The sequence below is a fragment of the Streptomyces sp. NPDC002785 genome, from assembly GCF_040295565.1.
In the GTDB taxonomy this organism is placed as follows: Bacteria; Actinomycetota; Actinomycetes; order Streptomycetales; family Streptomycetaceae; genus Streptomyces.
On record NZ_JBEOVN010000051.1, the window covers coordinates 20,576 to 40,414 of the forward strand.

Annotated in this window: 12 protein-coding genes and 1 tRNA gene; 6 read left to right on the forward strand and 7 right to left on the reverse strand. The window is 66.7% G+C overall.

Annotated elements, in window-relative coordinates; genetic code table 11:
• Positions 1-30: 30 nt before the first annotated feature.
• Positions 31-732, reverse strand: coding sequence for a thiamine pyrophosphate-binding protein (locus tag ABTZ94_RS15200; protein ID WP_351201195.1), 702 nt, complete (start codon positions 730-732; stop codon positions 31-33).
• Between the two features lie 126 nt (positions 733-858).
• Between ABTZ94_RS15200 and ABTZ94_RS15205 the strand changes: the two genes are divergently transcribed.
• Positions 859-932, forward strand: a tRNA-Pro gene (locus ABTZ94_RS15205).
• A gap of 97 nt (positions 933-1,029) precedes the next feature.
• Here ABTZ94_RS15205 and ABTZ94_RS15210 read toward each other — a convergent pair.
• Positions 1,030-2,247 (reverse strand): tyrosine-type recombinase/integrase, encoded by a 1,218-nt coding sequence (locus tag ABTZ94_RS15210; protein WP_351201197.1) that lies wholly within the window; start codon positions 2,245-2,247, stop codon positions 1,030-1,032.
• A gap of 1,568 nt (positions 2,248-3,815) precedes the next feature.
• On the opposite strand from ABTZ94_RS15210, the gene ABTZ94_RS15215 reads away from it, so the two are divergent.
• Positions 3,816-4,703 (forward strand): DUF5655 domain-containing protein, encoded by an 888-nt coding sequence (locus tag ABTZ94_RS15215; RefSeq protein WP_351201221.1) that lies wholly within the window; start codon positions 3,816-3,818, stop codon positions 4,701-4,703.
• A gap of 219 nt (positions 4,704-4,922) precedes the next feature.
• Here ABTZ94_RS15215 and ABTZ94_RS15220 read toward each other — a convergent pair whose 3' ends face one another.
• The 3 genes from ABTZ94_RS15220 to ABTZ94_RS15230 are packed head-to-tail and all read right to left on the reverse strand — an operon-like array spanning position 4,923 to position 12,258.
• Positions 4,923-7,673, reverse strand: coding sequence for an RNaseH domain-containing protein (locus tag ABTZ94_RS15220; protein ID WP_351201199.1), 2,751 nt, complete (start codon positions 7,671-7,673; stop codon positions 4,923-4,925).
• Positions 7,670-11,062, reverse strand: a complete 3,393-nt coding sequence (locus ABTZ94_RS15225; RefSeq protein WP_351201201.1) for a hypothetical protein — start codon at positions 11,060-11,062, stop codon at positions 7,670-7,672. Before ABTZ94_RS15225 ends, ABTZ94_RS15220 begins: the two co-directional genes overlap by 4 nt.
• Positions 11,059-12,258, reverse strand: a complete 1,200-nt coding sequence (locus tag ABTZ94_RS15230) for a restriction endonuclease-related protein (protein ID WP_351201203.1) — start codon at positions 12,256-12,258, stop codon at positions 11,059-11,061. Before ABTZ94_RS15230 ends, ABTZ94_RS15225 begins: the two co-directional genes overlap by 4 nt.
• Before the next feature lie 1,075 nt (positions 12,259-13,333).
• Between ABTZ94_RS15230 and ABTZ94_RS15235 the strand changes: the two genes are divergently transcribed.
• From ABTZ94_RS15235 to ABTZ94_RS15250, 4 genes are all read left to right on the forward strand, one after another.
• Positions 13,334-14,476 carry a tyrosine-type recombinase/integrase gene (locus ABTZ94_RS15235; RefSeq protein ID WP_351201205.1) on the forward strand — a complete coding sequence of 381 codons (1,143 nt, stop codon included), beginning with the start codon at positions 13,334-13,336 and terminating at the stop codon, positions 14,474-14,476.
• Entirely contained in the window at positions 14,473-15,450 is a 978-nt protein-coding gene (locus ABTZ94_RS15240) for a hypothetical protein (protein WP_351201207.1), read from the forward strand. The genes ABTZ94_RS15235 and ABTZ94_RS15240 overlap by 4 nt, the downstream gene beginning before the upstream one ends.
• Positions 15,451-15,599: 149 nt before the next feature.
• Positions 15,600-16,994, forward strand: coding sequence for a tyrosine-type recombinase/integrase (locus ABTZ94_RS15245; RefSeq protein WP_351201209.1), 1,395 nt, complete (start codon positions 15,600-15,602; stop codon positions 16,992-16,994).
• The gene (locus ABTZ94_RS15250) at positions 16,991-17,545 is read left to right on the forward strand and encodes a DUF6262 family protein (RefSeq protein WP_351201211.1); all 555 of its coding nucleotides are present in this window, start codon (positions 16,991-16,993) and stop codon (positions 17,543-17,545) included. Before ABTZ94_RS15245 ends, ABTZ94_RS15250 begins: the two co-directional genes overlap by 4 nt.
• 68 nt (positions 17,546-17,613) lie before the next feature.
• Here the strand turns inward: ABTZ94_RS15250 and ABTZ94_RS15255 are convergent, their stop codons facing one another.
• On the reverse strand, positions 17,614-18,351 hold the full coding sequence (locus tag ABTZ94_RS15255; protein WP_351201213.1) for a dienelactone hydrolase family protein: 738 nt from the start codon (positions 18,349-18,351) through the stop codon (positions 17,614-17,616).
• A gap of 592 nt (positions 18,352-18,943) precedes the next feature.
• Entirely contained in the window at positions 18,944-19,462 is a 519-nt protein-coding gene (locus tag ABTZ94_RS15260; protein WP_351201215.1) for a GNAT family N-acetyltransferase, read from the reverse strand.
• Positions 19,463-19,839 lie beyond the last annotated feature (377 nt).

A 19,839-nucleotide genomic window follows, 5' to 3' on the forward strand; every position in this document is an offset into this window, starting at 1 on the left:
TTTCTGCGTCTTTGTTTTTCGCCGGGTGCTTCAGTTCTTGGGGTCGACACGCGCTACCACGGCCCGCGGCCGGCCGGGGTGCGGCGCCGTGAAGGCCGCGTACAACGCTTCGTGGTCCCGTCCGTCGACGGAGTCGACCGACCAGTCCGCGGCCTCGAACCGCGCCGCAATCCCGCCGGGCCGGCCGTAGGACGCCGACGCGTTGTCGATCACCACGGTGTGCAACTGCTCCAGCCCGGCCGGCCCCGCGTAGGCGAGCGCCTCGTGATTGCTGCCTTCGTCCAGCTCGGCATCCCCGATCAGCACCCACACCCTCGGGTCGGTCAGCCCCAGCGCCCGCAGGCCGAGCACGCTTCCCACGGCCAGCGGCAGCCCGTGCCCCAGCGACCCGCTGCCGATCTCGACCCCCGGCACCAATGTCCGGTCCGGGTGGTGGCCGAGCGGTGAGTCGTACGCCCCGAACCCGGACAGCAACTCCTCGCCGAAGAAGCCGTGCGCGGCCAGGACCGCGTAGTACGCCATCGGCCCATGCCCCTTGGACAGCAGGAACCGGTCGCGGTCGGGTGCGTCGACGGTGCCGGGCGTCACCCGCAGAACCCGGTCGTAAAGCACCCAGAGGGCATCCAGTGTGGAGGTCGCGGCGGGACCGTGCTTCTCGTCCCCTGTCATCAGGCCCATCAGCCGGTTCATGTCGTGGAAGTCGCCTGTCGGCGCAGCAGTCGTGTTCGTCATGAACCCAGCGTTGAACATCAAGTTTGGTTGAGGTCAAGTGGGTAAAGGTGTTCGTGACCACCCGTCGAAGTGCGGTATTGTTCTCATGCGCGTTCGGCCAGGGGAAACCCCAGGTCAGGCGGGCATCGGGACGTGGCGCAGCTTGGTAGCGCACTTGACTGGGGGTCAAGGGGTCGCAGGTTCAAATCCTGTCGTCCCGACTCGAGAGAGTCGAGGTCAGGGCCGGTTTCGGAGCAATCCGAAACCGGCCCTTGACCGTTTTTGGGGACCAGCTGGGGACCAGCGTCCTTGACCGGGTCAGCGGGTCATGACGATGGGGCTCGGCAGCGAGCGTGGTGCGCGCAGCGCGTTGAAGTGGGCCGAGAGCGCCGCTCCGGCTGCTGTGATCTTGTGTACGTCGGGGTGCAGGTAGCGCTGGGTGGTGGTCAGGGAACCGTGGCCGGCGATCCTGCGAAGGACGTGTACGGGGACTCCGGCGTCGGCGAACCAGGTCAATGCGGTGTGCCGGAGGTCATGGCGGCGCAGATGTTCGTAGCCGAGCTTGGTGACTACGTCGTCCCAGTGTGTGGCGTCACGCAGGACGGCGGTGGAGATGCGTCCGCCTCGTGGGCCAGTGAACAGTCGGGCGTCGGGATCGGCGCCGGCCGACAGGATGCGCTGGGCGACGAGAGGGCGCATCTCCTCGACGATGGGAACCTTGCGGGCCCGCTTGCCCTTGGTGCCCTTGTCGGTCAGTCCGCCGGGCGCGGGTGTGGTCTGGCGCCGCACGGTCCAGATCCACTGGGTCGTGTCGATGTCCCCGACGCGACAGCCTGAGATCTCTCCGATTCGTGCGGCGGTGCACGCGGCGAAGGTGACCACCTCTCCCCACCCCCGGTACTGGTCGTGGGATGCGGCGACGAGTGCGTCGGCCAGTGCGATGAGCGTCTCCCAGTCGGGGAGGGCCAGCGCGCGTGGGTCGAGCAGTTCGTCCTCGGCCTGCTTGTAGAGCTTCTGCCAGCCGGTGACCCGGGCGGGGTTCACCTTGATGATGCCGTCACGGACAGCCTGCTCCATGACGCGGACCAGGACGGCGATGGTGTTCTTCACTGTTGAGCGGCTGTGCTCGTCGGCGATCCAATTCTGCACAGTGCGGTCGACAACGCCGTTAGTGATCATCCGGACCGGGAGATGGCCCAGGGCGGGGACGACACGCGCACGCCAGCCCGCGAGATATGGGTCGAGTGTCTTCAACTCCAGGCCGCGCAGGGCGAGATCCATGTTCGCATCACCGTATTCGGCGAGCTTCATGGTGGCGAGCGACGGGGACAGTCCTGCCTCCGCGGCTTCGATAATGGACTGGAGCCACTCCTGTGCTTCGTCCTCGTCCGCCTTTCCTTCCGACAGGGACAGACGGCGCTTCGTAGCCGGATCGAACCAGCGGACTCGCGCACGGTAGGGGGTTAGGCGATCAGGCCGGTACTCGATGTCGGTGGTGAGCCGGACACCGACCGGTACAACGGATTTCTCGGCCATCAGGCTTCTCGGCGCGGGACGGTCCGGTGGCTGTGCAGCCATTCCTCAACGTCGAGCGCGCTGTACATGATGGCGCGCTCCGAAACGGCGACGAACGGCGGGCCCTGGGGAGGCCGAGCGGTGCGCCAACGGCGCAGGGTCGAGGAATCTACACGCAGGCAGGTGGCGAGGTCGCTCGTCGAATACCAGGCGTTAGCCAGGAGGGAAGACCTGCTGTCATCTTGGACGAAAGGGGCATCGTCCACACTATTCGTGCGCGGATGGCGGTCTGGGTAGGCTGTTATCGGTTCGGTGGGCAAGTGCGGTGAATCTCCGGATGGTATGGAGCACCAAAGTGACTCCGGGGAAATCCGTCGGCAGCAGGTGTCGCTGCTCGCAGATGGATCGATCCGGCGTGGTGCTCGGAGTAAACGGTGGACAACAATCGTCCGCGCAAACGCCGGTTTGGCTAACCGGCGATGTGCGGCTATGTTCCCCTCGCCTGCTACGAGATATCCGGAGGTGGCTACCGTTTGCGATGAGATTCGTCGTATGCGCCAGCCTTCGCATACGCGACTGGAGTATCAGGAGATACGCCGATTTCATGTGCCCGATGACGCAGTATGTGGAGTACGTTGCTTGTGAAGTTCCCCCGGTCTCTTGGGCGGAATGAACTCTGGCGGTGCCATCGGGTCATCCCGGTGGGTCCGACAGCCCTTAGGTAATTTGTTAGTTGCGGCAGGTGCGGTGCCGCACGCAAGCGCCGGTGATGGGGTGCTCACTGTTCGCTGCGCACTCAGTGAGCTGCTCCGAAGTCTGCGGTAATCAGGCCGGGCCGACGCCGGCTCCGCTCCGCGAAGACGGACTCGTGCACCGATGCGAAGTCGGCTCTCAGGCGAGGGTCCACAGGTTTTCGATGACCCACCATGTCGAGTGCGTCGCGATCCTTGAGCCCGCCGCAAAGGGTGTCTGACCTGCGGTTTCGCCGAGTGTGTATTATGTGCGCTGTGGGCGTTACGGGCGATATCTTGACGCATGAGCGACGCACGTGACGCACGTCTGACGCACGTTTGACGCACGTCGGCCCCAAAATCTGACGGGCCGTTAGGCACGTGAAAGCCGCCTCCGAGCCCGGATAACTTCGGGCACGGAGGCGGCTTTCACGTACTGACGGAGAGCCGCGGGGCAGACTTGGGCAGGCGCCCTCGCCCTGCACCTGGGAATGCCACACTCATCCCATGGCTGAAGGTGACGCGGACTTCTTCCTCGGCGGCGGCCCCACCAGCAGGATCGCCGTTTCCCCCACCGTCAGAACCCTGCAGGCTATTCGTGGTCGGTAAGCGTGGCGTATCTGCGTACCTGGAAAGGGCCGCACAGCGCCAGATCGAGCGCGACAGCTTGAACGACGTGATCGCCGAGTTCGACCAGGTCGACGGCCGGCCGATCCCGAGGCTGTGGCTGCCAAGCGAGCCAAGTTCACCGGGAATGCCCCCTTAACCGAGACGAGGGCAGCCACGCGACCGGCGCCCTCGGAAATAAAACCTGCGGTTCGCGACGTTGCCGTCTGGCATCGTGGTCGTGAAGGGGGAGTGGTGGGGCTGAAGCTGTTCAACACGAAAGGTGGCCTAATCGAGGTAATGCCGCATCTTGCTGAGGTTGAGGCAGATGTGCAGGCCCTCATCGAGGCGCACATGGACACGATGCTGGGCGTGCGGTTCCTGGCGAGCGAGTACGTCATCGACTGCGTGGGTGGCGGACGCATCGATTCGCTGGGGCTCGATGAGAACGGTGCACCCGTCATTGTTGAGTACAAGCGGGGCAGATGCGCAGGGGTGATCAACCAGGGCCTCTACTACATGGCGTGGCTCATGGCCCATAAGGACGCCTTCCGGAGCCTGGTCCGCGACCGGTTCGGGGCCGCGGCCGCCTCCCAGGTCCTGTGGAGCGCGCCACGGCTGATCTGCGTCGCCGGCGACTTCACCCGCTACGACGCACATGCTGTGCGCGAGCACCGGCGCAGCATCGACCTGGTCCGCTACCGGTACTTCGACGACGACCACATCGGCCTGGAGACGGTGGCTTCTGTCACCGGGCAGGCGGCGGCTTCCAGACGGTCTCGCCAGCGCGCGGCCAGGCTGCCGCTGACCGGGCAGCAGGATGGGGCGATGGCGGAGCTGGCCGAGGCGGTCGACGAGGCGCTGCTCGGACTTGGGGGCGGCATCACCCGGATCCAGCGCAAGCAGTACACGGCCTACCAGCGGCTGCGGAACTTTGCATGCCTCATCCCGCCGCAGCAGACCAAGCTCCTCGTCTACCTCAAGGCCGACCCCAAGGAGGTCGACCTCGTTCCAGGTTTTACCCGGGACGTGACGGGGCTTGGCCACCATGGCACGGGTGACTTGGAGTTGCAGCTGCGTTCGGAGCGGGATCTGGAGCGTGCCCAGGGTCTGTTCCGCCTCAGCTACGCCGCCGCATAGCGGTCCGGCGTTCGGCGCAGTCGTGCGTCGCCGGGATCCGGCGTTGTGGGGTGCTGTCGTGGTGTTGCCTTTCGACACGACGGATGGAGAGTGGCGGTGGGGCTATAAGTATTCGGCGGAACCCCGGTTTCGGTAACCGGGGATCCGCCGCTATATTGCCGTGCTCCTGTTGCCGGACTGGACGCGGGCGACGGCGGTATCAACTTGCCTGCCAACGCGTCAGGTGTTGGCAGGGTCCGGCACCGCGATGGGCGCTTCTGGTTCTTCGCTACTACGCCGGTAGTAGGGGTGGTCGGTATCGATCTGTTTCGCCAACCGAGAGGGCGAGGGTTCGGTTTGTCGGCCGTCCCAGCTGACACCCTGATTGATGAGGACGATGCCTCCCTTACCGATCAGATCCGCGTCGGCGTTGTCCGCGGTGGGAATTACTGTGAGACGTACGGCTGTGTGCGCGTATCCGATCTTCCCTTGCCGCTGGGCCGCTTCCGGCGCGAATCGCGAGTACTCCGCCCCGAAACGGCCGGGAGGGCCGGCGGCCCAGGGGCGCGGCACGGTGGTGAGGAGAAAGTCGGGGAGGTAGCCCGATCCGTCGTCGGACACGAGCTGGAATGGGCTCTCTGTGGTCTTCGTCCGCTCCCACTTTCCATTCTTGCCCCAGACGTAGCCGCCAGTCGGCCTTCCGATGCGTTCGATGTCCGTGATGGTGCGGACGATGGCGAGGGGGCGTTGGGTTCGGGGAAGGCCGTGGCCGGGGAGCCATGAAGCGGGCCTGGGCAGATCTGCGGGTGGCTGCTGTCCAAGGTTTTCGTCTCGGAGACCGGCCCAAGTGGGCTCGCTGGTATCACCATTGACGTAAATGACCATAGGGGCGGCGTGAGGCAGCTGGGTGCGTGCAGCCAGGAGCGCGGCTTCGGTGATCTGTGCTGCTGCCGATGCTTGATGGCTTTCGTCTCCGATGGTAGGGAAGCCGGAGACGTCCAGGCCGAGGTCAGCGGAGTGAACGGCAAGTCGGGTCTTGCGGTAGGGCTCCCATCGCGAGGTGATGGGGGAATAGGCCCACGCTGTCCATGGCTCCGTCGCACCGCCGACGGGCCGGATGGCTGTGAGCACGATGGTGAGCGGTGCGGGTTTGGTGTTGCGCTGCCCGTACTGGCGTGGCTGGGCGTGCCGTCGGATGTGGATGCCGATGTGCCAGTAGTCGGGGAGCGGAATCTTCCCGAACGCGGTGCCGAGTCGGTGGTCGATGACACCAAGCCCGCGGAAGAGGTCGCGGATGGCGTTCTCCGTGGAGTTGGCCAGGCCGCTCTCGCGCGCTTTGGTCTCTCGTTCGATGAAGTACGGCTTGCACGGCTCGCCGTTCTTCTTGACCGTGGGCACGGGAGGGGGAGCCTGTTTGATGTACTGCGAGCCGATCTCGAGCCTGGCGAGTGCTGCTTTGGATGGCCACTTGCCGTCCTCGGCCTCCGCCTTCTTCTTCTCCTCTGGGGTGGGGTACTTCCGATTGGGGTCCCATTCCGTCTCGCAGATGGCGGCGATGACGCGTCCTTCTTGCTGGAAAGAGGCCAGAAGTTCGCCGAGTTGCAGCTGTCTGCGCTCCGCGGTGGCCGGCCCGTGTGCGAGGGCGCCCGCCTTGTCCTCCAGGAAGAGCACGTCGACGCGGTCGGGGATGACGTTGTCCTTCACATCGCCGTCCCAGGCAACGAAGTCGTCCCCCAGGTGCCACTGGCGTGCGATCTCCTGTTGGACACGCGAGCGGACCTCGTCGTTGTGGTAAAGCACCACAAGGAGGAGTCGGTCGATGCCTGCGGCGTCCATGGCGGCAGGAAGGTGCTCGGGCAGGATCGGCCCGCTCGTGCGCACGCCGGTCTTCGTCGTGGGAGCCGACAGGCCCGGAACTTCGATGTAGAGGGGGGTCTTGTCCCGGTATGCCTCGCAGTGCTGGTCGATGTGGGACTCGATCCGCCGGAACATCTCCATCCCGTGGCCACGGCCCAGGCCGGGTGTGGTGATGCTCTCGGGGGCCACGGCCCGGACAGCACCGAGCGCTGTACCGGCCGCGATGGCGCTCTCCTCCAGTTCGTCGGGGAATAGCGGTACACGGCGAGTCAGGCGCGGCAGTCCGGCCAGACGCCGACTGGCCGCTACAGCGGGCACGTTCAGGCGCCGATTCCAGGGTGGTCCATCGGTGTGGGTGGACACGGCGAGCGGCTGGTCGGGGTTGGAAAGCAGGACCGTGGCGACGCCGTACCGGCGGTTGGCCAAGAGTGTGGTGACGGCGTTGACGGTGACGGCGTGCCGGGCAGAGTGCCCTGCGGCTGCGGTTCCGATCTTGATACGTGGCAGGAGGCGGTGCAGCCGTCCCTCTGCGTCCGGTGCGCTGGGCAGCTCGTGTCCGATGGCAGCGAGAGTCCCGTCGGTACAGAGCGTGAAGCGGGTCGGCTCCTTGCCTCCGAGCTTCCATTCGATGGCGGCCAGGTCTTCGGCCAGGCGCCAGCGGGCCAGTTCACCGGGCCACCAGGTCAAGGTGCGTCGTCCGGCCACGGAACGGGGGAGGTCGGGGTAGGGCAGGGCTGGTGCTGCTGCGATCAAGTCGGCTAGCTGCAGGACGGCTTGGTGCCCGGGCCCGTCGGGGAGGAAGGCTTCACCCCAGTAGGTAAAGACGTCACGCCGGTCTTCGTCGGTCATCTCGGCTGCGGTGAGGAGTTGCGCCTGTCCGTTGCTGACGTCCCAGCGCGCCCAGGTGCCCAGTACGGCACGCAGGATGGCTTCGAGGGCTCGGTACGGAGGCTGGACGTCCTGCTTCTTGTCGCCCACACGCTCTTTGTATGCGCGGCACATGTCGTGCCACAGGCCGAGTGCGTCGGGGCCGGGGCGGTAGGCGAAGACGGTGCCCAGGACCGATGGGTGGGTGCGGTATTGCAGCAGGCCGGCGCGCTTGCGGTGTTCGTTTCCGGGGGGACACAGGGTCATGCGGCTACTCCGAAGTGTTCTGGGTATCCCTTGCGCAACCCGGTGAGCAGGTGCGGAGCCTGGGCGTAGTCGAGGAATTCCTCGGCGGTGCGCCCGTAGGTGCGGCCGGTTCCGGTGAGTTCTTGGGGGGTGTAGCTCTCGTACAGCTCGCGTACGAGGGTCGGCAGGTCCGTTCCCCAGGTGGAGTCGTGGAAGGCACCGTCGATGAAGTGGAGTTCGACGTGGGTCTGACCACGTCGGCCCCGGCCGGCCAGTTGGATGCATTGACCGAGGACGGTGGCGATCAGTTCGCTGCGCAGGTCTTCGGGGAGTGCTGTGAAGCGTTTGGGGGCAGCGAGAATGGTTCGTAGGCGGGCTCGGGCTGTCTTGCTGATTGCGGCGAGGCGCGCGGCCGGAGTGCCGTGCTCGGGCGTAGAGCGCCAGGCGCAGGCGGCGATGCTGGCGGACAGGGCGGCCGGTTCATCGACGGGCATGACGGGGCGGATGGCCAGAGCGATGAGCGTGATTGCGGATTCGCGTTTGCCCGAGGGAGCCGTGGTGAGGATGTTCAGGCCGCGCTCGGTGCGCGGGAGCGGTGAGATGAGCACGTCGCCGCCGCGGTCGGCGAGTTGGGAGAACTGGTCCCGGGTGACCAGGGTGATGGCGTCGGGAACCGCCGGGAGGTCGGGGTCGTCCGTGTCGGGGGTGGCCACGAAGATATTCAGCCTGTGCCCCAGTGCGAGGGCGGCTTCGTACAGGGCAGCCGCGAACAGGCGGGCCTGCTTGTAGGAGTTGACGGCGATGAGGGCGCGGGCTCGGTGGGCGGTGGCCACGTCGGCCGCGAGCCGCTGGAGGTCGCTGATGAGGGTGGGTGCGTATCCGCGGGCGAGCGCGGCGACGCGTTCGTCGCGCTCGTGGAAGGGCGTACTGCCCACGGCCAGGCCGCGATTGTCGACCATGGGGGTACTGCGGAGGATGCTGAGCCCTCCGCGCTGGGCGTCTGGCATGGCCCACTGTGGCTCGGCCAGCAGATGGGTGCGGGCGGCACGCGGAAGGTAGCCAGTGGCCGACATTCCCAACACGACCCGGCGGTGGCCAGCGAGGGCCAGCGACACGATGTCGCCCAGGAAGGCGGTCTCGGTGTGCGGGTCACCGCGCAGGACTTCCATGAGCAGGCACGGTTTGGCTGTGGTGTCATCGAGACCCTCGAACCGGAATCCGCTTATCTGCTGTCCCAGCGGGCCGAACGGCACCACGTTTCCGGTGTCGCGATGGCCGACCGTGTCGGCAAGCGTGGACGCCCCGTCGATGGCGTGGCCAGCGAGTTCCCCCGCGCGATCGGCGAGGTCGAACACCGCGTGGTTGAGTGCGGTGAGCCACGCCTTCATCATCACCGCGTGGAAGACGCCGCCCGCGAGGCCAGGCGTCAGCTCCGGTGCCTGCTGCGGGGCCTGTTCCTCACTGCCATTCTGAGCGTCGTCCGCCGACAGGGCTTCGCCTGCCGTCTCCGATTCCTGCTGGGGCGCGCGGTCGCGGGCAAGCTGCATGACGGCTTTATCGATGACTGCCCGCAGCTCCTCTTTGATCGTGTCGAGTTCCCACAGGCCGCTCTCGTCGAGGCTGAGCATCCTCTCCAGCAGGTGGGGGACCGGCCGCAGTCTCGGCGGTAGGACTGCGGGGATGACGCGGTCCTCGGGCCGGGCGGCAACAGGCGGCAGCAGGGCCTGGAGATGGTCCATCTGTTCTTCGGTGGCGCTCGCCGCGGTATCGACGCCGATCAGGTTGTCCAGGAGTTCCCGGTCCCACCGGTGCGGCTGATACCAACGACGCCGGTCTCTCAGGACCTGACGCATCCGGCGAGGATCCTTTCCGGCCGCCAGTGCCCGAGCTTGACCGATCTCCGTGCAGATCTCGCCACTGCTGACCAGATCGAGGAGCTGCTCGGCGAGCCACACCGCTCTCGTCAGTGGACCTCGTGACTCCATACGCAGCCGTGAGGGAGCGCGGTGGAGATTGTCGCGAACTTTCCGTAGGGCCGTGTTCGGATCGCTGACGGATGCAAGGGTCAGGCTCTGCGAGGCATCGAAGCCACGGGACTGATAGGCGTCGACCTCATCGATGATCACGAGGTGCGCGCGGCGCAACAGCAGCTCCCGAACGCTGACCTGTCGGCGCAGTTCGCCGTCGATCAGAAGCGGGATCTTGACCATCCCGCGCTGAAAACAGGCATGCGTGGTCACGACGATCTGAGCGGAACACGCGGCGCGGACATGAGAAAACTTGTCACACCGGTTCACATACGGGCACAGCGAGGCACCCTTCGGGCCGTCGGGATCCGTGTGACGCAGGCTCGTGCAGGGTTCTTGCCCGTCACCGAAGCAGTCCGGTCCGTCCATCTGCGCTGTGATCGCGCATCCATAGCCAGATTCGGACAGCCGCTCCACGAGGTCCTCCGGCATCTGCGACAGAGCGGTCTCGTCGTCGACTGCCTTGTGCGCGGTCTGCAGGGTGAACTCATGCCGGCTCCCCGGTGCGATCAGGGGCGTGACCGCCACATCGAGCTTCAACGCCTTCAGCTCGCGGCGCAGCGTCTCCACCTCACCGAAGACGTCGTTGTTGTCGCTGACGAGAAGAGCAACGGTGTAGCCCTCTCGTGCCAGTTGCTTTGCCTGGGCGCGGGCGAAGACGTTCTTGCCCACGCCGGTCGGCGCACTCAGATGTCTCATGGGGCCCGGATCCATCAGGACCGCAGAAGTGGGCGGCTGCGAACCCGACCCCATCGTGCCGCTCAGCAGAAGGCCGACCTGGTGCTCGCGGAAGGCGGGTCCCTCCACGGCCTCATCCGTCTTGCGTGTGAGCCAGCCCAAAAGCTTCGGGTCGACGGGAATGGGCCCTGTGGCGTCCGCCGTCGTCACCACGGGCGGTGCATAGCCCACCTTGAGCGTGTCGAACGCGAGCTGGACGGGACCCCGGCGGCTCGCCGCGACCCAGCCGCCTCCGGTAGCCACCCCGATCCGCACCGGGCGTTCATCGAGCTCCAAGAGCCGGTCCGCCGAGTCCAGCGGGTGCTGTCCGTGACGCGGATAGACCTCTACCATCCGCCAGCCGTCGCGGGCACCGGGCGCATAACGGTGGACGACGGGGTCTTCCCACTGCTGGTCGAATCCCTTACGGATACGTCGCTGTAGGGAGGACAGATCCGCCTCAGCGCGTGACCGTTGTGCCACGACGCGGCCGATGCGCTGCTGCTCCTCGTACGGGAGGTGGTCCCATTGCGGCCATACCTGCGCCACCTGCCCCGACAGCAGAACATGCGCGTCCTCGATTCGGACCACCGCCCGCCCTTCGGCGTCCGTCGTGGGAAAGTACTGCTCGGCCAGAGCCAGTGCAGCAGCCAGAACACGGCTCATGCCGCAATCACCTCGTGGATCAGCGCCACGTCGGTGATCACCCGGGCGCCGAGCGTCCCCAGCACGCGTGCGAGTACTCCGGTGTAACCGCTGAGATGTTCGGGGATCACCAGGATCAGCCCAGAGCAACCCTCTGGATCGTCACGCATCTGCTCAGCGATGCCCTGCGGGTCCGCCCATGTCTTCACATCAACGCGCCAGGTGACACCGTTCTTGGTGATGTGCAGGTCGTAGCTGTCGCCGTAGGGCCACAGCCGTACCTCCGCGCCGGCCGCCTCGGCGAGGTCCTTCAGCTCGATCTCCAGCAGACCTGGGACAACAATCCACTGCCACAAGCCGTAGGACAGGGCGACGTGCCCTTCAACCGGCAGCAGCTCCGGGGCATCACGGATTTCGCCGCCCCACGGCTCGAGCCGCCACTGACCGTCCTGCGATGACATCCTGAACCGTGCGCCACGCTCGACATGACGCACGTCCTCGCAGAGCAGCTCGGCCGTGTGGCGGCCCTTGGGGATGGCACGCATAGTCCACCGGCAGAACGGACATGGCGCCCACCAACCTGCGAACTGGCGCATCGGCGAGATGGCCGTGTAGACCCCGAGATCCACCAGGTGCGCATGCCGGGCTAGGGCCCGCCGCGCCATCGCGGGGCTAAGGATCAAGGTTTCGCGCCCCTGCGTGTAGGCGGCGAATCCGGCATCCAGCAGGGCGCGGAACACCGCGTGCTGCACCGCCTCAGCGGTGATGCGCGACAACCTGGTGCCCACCGGCAATTTGCCCAACGCGCGTAGCACGCTGTGTACGTGCCGTAGGTCAGCACCCATGCCCGGTACGTCCTGGGCCTTCTCCGAGGCTTCCATCACCAGCCGGATCAGGACTGTGGTGGCCGTGCCGTCGTCCTCCAGCAGACGCTCATCGTAGATCTGTGACCACGAACCCGGACCGGGCAGCAATTTTCCGACCGGGGCTCGGCGTAGTCGATCCAGGAAGTCGGGGAACGATGCGGCCTCGCCGAAAACCCCGCACGCACGCATATACCGGCCGTGGCACTCCATCAGCAGTCGAACCCGTGCACGCACGTCGCCTTCGGGGGTGCACCATGTCATGGCTGCGATGACACAGGCATCCAGGGCTTCACGTTGCTCCTGATCAAGTTCGTCAATCTCGCCAGAAACCACATCGGCGGCAGCAAACACAGGAGAATTCCTCGTCATCCATGGGCCCGTCAAATCACCGTTCAGTGCAACCGAGTATCGCGAAGAAGATCACCCCGAGAGTGGGTCGCTCGAGCGATGCGAGTCGCGGCAATCCCACGCTCTTGTCTCGAACTCCGCTGGCTTTGCGGAAACTTACGGAACTCTGCCTTATCGCTGCCCGCCGTGCGCGACTGCGGGAATCCACTCGCAGGGACGAAGTTTCCATGCGTAGCTTGTTGACGCACGCCTACGGCGTACGGAGGGTTCGCACGACTGGGTGGGGTGCAGGCCGCGTGCGGATGTCAGTACGGTTCAAGGCATTCAGCATTCGATGCCGGGCCGCCGCCGGTTGGTACGTGAGCCCATTGGACACCCCGAAGGTGGCGTCCTGCAGCACGGATGCTGCTGCTTGGGGCGAGAAGTGGAGTGACCACTGGGTAGAGGCGGCGTCACTGCCACCCTGGAACGTCCAGATGGGCAGCGTGCTACGAAGCCGCGGGTGTGGAGAGCGCCAACGACGTCGCAGCCCCGCCATCGTGTACGAACTCCCCGGCTGCGACGGCCCCGCCACGTTCGTCCCTCCGGGCGGCAAGACCGACCACTTCGTCTTCGCCAGCGTGATGTCCTCGGCTAGAGCCGACGCGCGCGCCGACGCAGCGCATGAGGCGAAGCCCCTGCGGCCCGTACGCGGGGGCTTCCCGCGTTTCCCCGTCGGGCCACACGGCACGGTCGGCGGCGCAGCCCAGGACGCGGCGCTCCTGGCCGCCGTCGTGGATCTCGCCCGCGTCCTCCTGGAGCTGAGCCCCTATCTCACCTCGGCCCAGGACCGCACCGTCGCGGACACCCTCCTCGAACTGACCCCCACCCGAGCCGCCACCGGCGCAGCCGGACGCCCCCGACGGTCAGGGAGGCCGCCGCCGAGGCCCGCGACGAGGCGCTCGCCCCCACGGCGGCCCACCTGTGCGTTATCTAGAGGTGGTTCTTGGCGTGAGGGACATTCGGGCAGGACTCACTCTTCCGTGTGGCTCATCAATATCTGATAGGTCGTTGGTACATCTGGCTCGTTAGGCCGTCCGTGAAGTTTCATGCGGAGAAGGCCGTGCTGCCCGGAGCTGTGCCTGAAGTGGCCTGGGTGGTCGTCGATGAGCTGTACCAACTGCAAGTGGAGGCGAGTACCTACCTGGAGGCTCTACGGGGGCAGAGCCGCTCGGTGAACACCGAACGCACCTATGCCAGCCGCCTTGCCCTGTACCTGACCTGGTGCGACGAGCGGGGACTGGACTGGACCGACCCGGGATTCGAGAATCTGCTGAGGTTCCGGGACTGGCTCGTCAGCACCCCGCTTCCGCCTCGTGGAGCGAAGCCCCCAGTGCGTCCCCGGTTCCGCAAGGACTCCAGCGCGGACGCCGTACTCGTCACGATGACGGAGTTCCTCCGCTTCGGTGTCGGTCGGAACTGGGTGCCTGCCAGGGTCGCCGATTCGCTGTCCCAGCCGCGTCATCTGCGGTTCCTCCCGGCCGACTTCGAGGCAGGCGAGGGAGGGCGCTTCCGTCAGGTCCAGACCCGAACGCTGAGGTTCAAGACCGCCGAGCCGGGCATCGAGTGCTTCACTCCCGAACAGGTCCAACTGATGATCAGGCTGGCACGCAATGCCCGGGACCGGTTCATGGTCGTGCTGATGCATGCGACGGGGATGCGTATCGGCGAGACCCTCGGCATGCGCCGCGAGGACATCCACCTGCTGGCCGACTCCCGCGTGCTGGGCTGCCACGTTCGCGGCCCGCACGTTCATGTCCGTCGCCGTCGTGACAACGTCAACGGGGCACTCGCCAAGTCGCACAGGTCGCGCGTCATCCCCGTCACGGACGAGGTTGCCGACCATTACCGCGAATATCAGTGGGAACGCGACGGCGTCGGGGAGGCCGCCGAGAGTGACATGGTCTTCGTGAACCTCTACCGGGCCCCGGTGGGCCGGCCGATGAGCTACCCCAACGCGAAGCAGATGTTCGACCGGCTGGGCAAGTGGGCTGAGATCGTCGCCAGGCCGCACATGCTCCGTCACACAGCAGCGACCGAGTGGGTCGCCGAAGGCGTCCCGCCCGACGTCGTCCAGGCCCTCCTCGGCCAGGTCTCACCGTCTTCGCTCAAGCCTTATCTGCACACCAGCGACAAGCGGAAGCGGGAAGCCGTCGAGCGTGTCACGGCGGGAGCGCGATGACCGCCGCCCCGATTCTCTCCCTCGCAGACGTCTGCACGTCCCATCCGCTGCCGTTCTCCGTTAACTGGCCTGGCTGGCAACAGTGGTTGAGCGTCCAGCTTGATCCGCACTGGCGCCCGGAAGAGTGGAATGCGCAACAGTGGTTGTTCACCGGGGACTTCGCCAATCCCCGGACCACGGTCTGGAAGTGCCTCACGCCGGCCTGTCCCAGCGGTCTCTACGGACGCCGCAGCCGCTGCGGGCCCTGCAAACGCGACCACCACGCCAGCGGGCAGACCTGGGATGAGTTCGACGCTTCGTTCGTTCCCGAGCGCGGCCAGCGCCACGGAGACGATCCCGAGGACTGCGCTGTCACCCGGGACGGCCAGCGGTGCGGACGCACGGCGCTGTCGAACGGCGTCTGCCTGACGCATCTGCAACTCTGGCGCGGTATCTACCGTCCCAAGGGGTGGGACAGCGCCATGGACTGGGGGCGCCAGGGCGGCGCCACTCCCTTTCCCGTTCCTCCATCCTGTTCGGTGGGGGCTTGCGACAACAAGGCCCTGCATGAGCGGACACCCTTGTGTATTTTCCACCTACGCCGCTGGAAGAAGGCGAGCGGGCTCGGGAACACCGCCACACGCGAGATGCTGGCCTGGTCCGCGACCCAGCCGCCGTTTCTGAGTTCCCACCGCTTCTCGCTGATCGAGCTGCCGCCGCTGCTGCGGCTGGAGATCGCCTACGCGCTGCAGCACCGGGACGAGTTGGGGCACAATCTCGATCCCCGCAGCGTCCGCCAGATCGTTGCTGGTCTGGTTATCAGGGACACGAGTCTGGTGCTCCGCGATGACCATCTCGACGGCCTCTACGAGAAGCAGCTCAGCCCACACGCGGTGTTCCGTCAGCTGGCCTGGTCGGTCCGCCGCGGCTCGTCGCTTTCTCCGGCGACGACCCGTGGGCAGACGACACCATCGACCTGCGGGCGGCGGGGCTGAAATCGCGGACCAGGACCGGACGGCGGAAGCAGGCCGGGGCCGCTGATCTGACCGGAATCCCGCAGGGATGGCTGCGGCAACTGCTACGGCGATGGACCGAGGCCGAGCGTCCCACCAGCAACGAGTTCAACCGATGGCACCGAGGCATCGTGCTGGCCGCCCAGGGCATGAACCGACTGCCCGGCGGCGGAGCCGAACTCTCCGAACTCGACTTCACCCACATCCAGGCCGCTTTCGAGGAGATCGCGGCGGCCCGCAACAGCAGGACCGGAAAGCTGTGCGCGACCAGCTACCGCACCAAGATGCTCAGCTGCTTCTTCGCCTTGCTGGACTTCGGCCGGCTCACCGGTCAACTCGAGGAAGCGCCGGGGATGTTCGCCCGCCACTCCTCGCACCGCATCCCCCAGGAGGACACCAACGAAGACGAGATCGGCCGGGCCATCCCGGAGCACGTCATCCGCCAGCTCGACGCCCAGCTCGACTCCTTCCCCGTCGACGCCCACTACGGAGACCTCGATCCCGAAGAGGTGCGGGCGATGTTCCGCGCCGTCTACGTCGTCCTGCGCGACTGCGGTCGCCGCCCGACCGAAGTGGCCTCCCTGCCCAGGAACTGCCTGGAACGCGAGGGCGATGAGGTCTCCTTGATCTGGAACAACAACAAGGGCCGCCGGATGCGACGGCGCCTGCCGATCGTCACCGAGACAGTGCAGACGATCGAGCGATGGCAGAAGGTCCGCGACCAGGTCGACGCACCTTCCCACAGCGAAGCGCACCTTTTCCCGGCGGCTACTGATGCGGCCGGTCTGCCGCACCTGAGCTCGATCACTCTGGGAGCGACGCTGCGCAAGTGGGTCGACTCCCTGCCTGAGCTGGACAGTGGCACCTTCGACACCGACGGCAACCCGCTGCCGTTCGACAAGTCCCTGATCTTTCCCTACGCGTTCCGGCACTCGTTCGCCCAACGCCACGCGGACGCCGGCACCCCGCTCGACGTGCTGCGGGACCTCATGGATCACGACGACCCCCGCACCACGCTCGGCTACTACCGCGTCTCCTTGAAGCGGAAGCGCGAGGCCGTCAAGACACTCAGCCTCCAGGTCGTCGACCGGCTCGGAGCCGCCTCTCCGTGCTCGCCGCTGGCCTATGAACAAAGATCGGTGGCCGTCCCGTTCGGCGGCTGCACCGAACCATCCAACGTCAAGGCCGGCGGCCAGGCATGCCCGATCCGTTTCCAGTGCTCCGGCTGCGGGTTCTACCGCCCTGACCCGTCCTATCTCCCGACCATCGAGGACCACATCAACAGCCTGCGAGCCGACCGCGAGACCGCTCTGGCCATGGACGCGGCCGGCTTCGTCGTCGACAACCTCACCGCTCAGATCGTCTCCTACGAGGAGGTCACCGAGAAGATGCGCCGACGGATGGCGAGCATGCCGGAGGAAGAGCGCGCCGAGTTGGAAGAAGCCGCTGCGGTCCTGCGTCGTCTGCGGGCCGGTGAGAGCCGCAAGCTGCTGCCCCTCACCGTGATTCAGCAGGACAAGATGTGAGCGCCGCAGCCCGCACCCCGGCCGAGGTTCTCGCGGCTTCCCGCAGGGCCGACAGCCTCCAAAAACGGCAGCGAGTCCTGGACGCCGTCCAGAGAATGCTCGCCGACGGCGAGCCCATCACCTTCACCACAGTCGCCCGCACCGCGAAGGTCTCCACCTGGCTCGTCTATGCCGAAGGCGTACGCGAACACGTTGAAGCGGCCATCCGCCAGCAGGAACACGAACCTGTCGTCGCACGATCAGACGGTCGCCAGGCCAGCCCGGCAAGCCTGAAGTCCGACCTGCTCATGGCCCGCGAGGAGATCACCACCCTCCGCCAGGAACGTGACCGCCTGCGTGAAGCCGTCCGCCAGCAACTCGGTCGGCAACTCGACCAGGTCGGCAACCAGCAGCTGACCGCGCGTATCTCCGAACTCACCAATGCCAACAGGCGACTTGAACAGGAGATCGCCCAGCTTCAGCCGATGAAGGAGCGAGTCGACGAACTGGAGAAGGACCTGGCAGCTGCCCGCAGCAGTCTGCGCAAAATGATCCGCGCGGAGAACGCCTGACCCACACATCCGCCTCTTCGACGAGGGCCTGACCAGCAGCCTTCTACGCTGGTCAGGCCCCTACTCGGTCAGTAGCTGTTGGCCAGTGTGCGGTCGAGGAGGGCGAGCAGGTGGTCCCAGTGGCGCTGTAGTCCGGCGGGGTCGAAGGCGTCGGTGTCGGACATGGTGAACCCGTGGACGGTGCCGGGGTAGATCTCGGAGGTGTAGTCGACCTTCGCGGCGTCCAGGGCCCGGTTGAGCTCGCCCAGGGCCTCGGGCGTCAGGTCGCTTTCGGCATGGCCGAAGTGGACCTGGGCGGTGATCTCGGCGAAGGCACCCGGCCCGTCCACGCCCACGGGGCCGTGGAATGCGGCGAGGGCGGCCACCTGGTCAGGGTGGGCCGCGGCGGTGCGCATCGCCAGGAGGCCGCCTATGCAGTAGCCGGTTACCGCGACCGGTCCGGCGGCGACCTCGGGCTGGGTGGTGAGGAACCTGAGGTAGGCGTCGGCGTCGCTCAGGACACGTTCGGCGGTGTGCGCCTCGATCAACGGCATCACCTGGGCCATGAGTGCGGGCCGGACCTCTTCTCCGATCTGCTCGGGAAGTTCGATCACCGGTGCCGGGCCGTGCCGGTAGAAGAGGTTGGGGACGAGCACGTAGTACCCGTGCCCGGCCAGTTCGCGGGCCATCTCCCGCAGCACGGGCCGGATGCCGAAGCCGTCCGCGTACATCAGCACCCCTGGGTGCCGCTCGCCACGGTCGGGGAAGGCGGCGAAAGCGTTGGCCTGGCCGTCCGCAGTGGGAATCTGCAGCATCTTGGTGGGCATGAATTCTCCTGTCGTGATTGATGTGTTGAGCCTGTGATCAACACGACAGAGGCGGAGCACGCGCAGCAGCGCAAGATCCTCGATCAAACAGCGGGCCCGCACCGGCCCGTACGGCGCTCAGAAGAGCACCGGGTCACCAATCAGTGTGTGGCGCAATGCCGTCCCGGTATTCATGGCCACACAGCCTAGCCCACCGGGCAAAAGGCGACGCCAGCACCCCAGTCCATAGTGCGGCTCGACACCCCTGGCCTCGGCCAGGAGCCGGCGTCTCTCCTCCCCATCGGCCGTCGTCCACGCGATCTCGTACCCCGCCACGTCGGCGTACAGGGAAACGTGCTCCCAGCCCCGTGCCCCTGCCCGACTCCGCCGCGAGCTTCGTGCTCACCCCACTCCGGGACCACGGCACAACGTGCCTTACGTGCCTGCTGTCGACATGGTGCGTTGACCTGCCAGGATCCTTTACAACTCTAGATAATCACCGGCTGGAAGGCGTACGACAGCAGCGAGCTGGGCCTCGCCCAGCGCTACCGGGGCGGAGTATTGCACGCTCAATGCCGGGATTTCGGCGCCGGACGCGGCGGCCCTCCAGCAGTCACGGTGAGCTGCTGCCGAGAGGCTTGGTCATGGCCCGGTTAACTCGGCGGTCGCGTCCGGCGACGTAGGAAGGGCAGGGCCGGTAGCCGGTGCGCTGGTAGAGGGCCAGGGTGGCGGTGTTGCGCCGTCCGGTCTCCAGCATGATCCGCGTCGCCCCGCGACTGGCGGCGTGCCGTTCGAGGTGTTCGAGGAGGTACCGTCCGATCCCGTAGCCGCGGGCTTCGTCGGAGACGTACATCCGTTTGTTCTCTGCGGTGCACTCGCCAAGGAGGCGTACTCCTCCGCACCCGACCGCCTCCTCGTCGACGTGGGCGATGAGGAACAGGCCGTGAGGCGGGCCGAAGTCCGCCTCGGGGGTGGTGTCCGGGTCGTCGGCGAAGCCGTACAACGTGAGCTGTTCAGCGTGGAGGGCCTGGGTCAGGCGGTGGGCGTCCGGGTGGTCGTAGGGTACGGCGGTCACGGAGGGTGTCAGGCGTATCGCGGTCTGGGCGTCGGGGGCCGTGGGCACGGAGGTCATGAAGCCGATAGTGCCCTGTCGACGGCGGTGAGCGCACGGGTGCCATCCGGTGCGCGCATGCGGGCGCCGGCGGAGCGGCGGATCCGGCGCAGGAGGTTGCGGCAGCGGATGGACTGCACGTCGGGTACCCGGTCGGCGAGTTGCAGGAGGGTGGCTGCGGTGGCTTCGGGGTCGCGGGCGAGGAGGTGAGCGTGCGCGAGGTGGATGCCGTGCAGGAGGGCGGAGCGGGGGAATCCGCTGGTGGGGCCTTGGTCGGTGAGGGGGGAGAGGAGCGTGGTCGCCTCGGCTAGGGCGCGTATCTGGTTGTGATCAATCTGTGGATTCGCCCCCGCGGCGAGGCCTGATCCGATAGATCAGGCTGTGTGACACGACAACAA

Excerpts from the sequence above, each read along its gene's own strand:
- ABTZ94_RS15200 (WP_351201195.1), bottom strand. The coding sequence starts at position 732 with ATGACGAACACGACTGCTGCGCCGACAGGCGACTTCCACGACATGAAC.
- ABTZ94_RS15210 (WP_351201197.1), bottom strand. The coding sequence starts at position 2,247 with ATGGCCGAGAAATCCGTTGTACCGGTCGGTGTCCGGCTCACCACCGAC.
- ABTZ94_RS15220 (WP_351201199.1), bottom strand. The coding sequence starts at position 7,673 with ATGACCCTGTGTCCCCCCGGAAACGAACACCGCAAGCGCGCCGGCCTG.
- ABTZ94_RS15225 (WP_351201201.1), bottom strand. The coding sequence starts at position 11,062 with ATGAGCCGTGTTCTGGCTGCTGCACTGGCTCTGGCCGAGCAGTACTTT.
- ABTZ94_RS15240 (WP_351201207.1), top strand. The coding sequence starts at position 14,473 with ATGACCGCCGCCCCGATTCTCTCCCTCGCAGACGTCTGCACGTCCCAT.
- ABTZ94_RS15255 (WP_351201213.1), bottom strand. The coding sequence starts at position 18,351 with ATGCCCACCAAGATGCTGCAGATTCCCACTGCGGACGGCCAGGCCAAC.
- ABTZ94_RS15260 (WP_351201215.1), bottom strand. The coding sequence starts at position 19,462 with ATGACCTCCGTGCCCACGGCCCCCGACGCCCAGACCGCGATACGCCTG.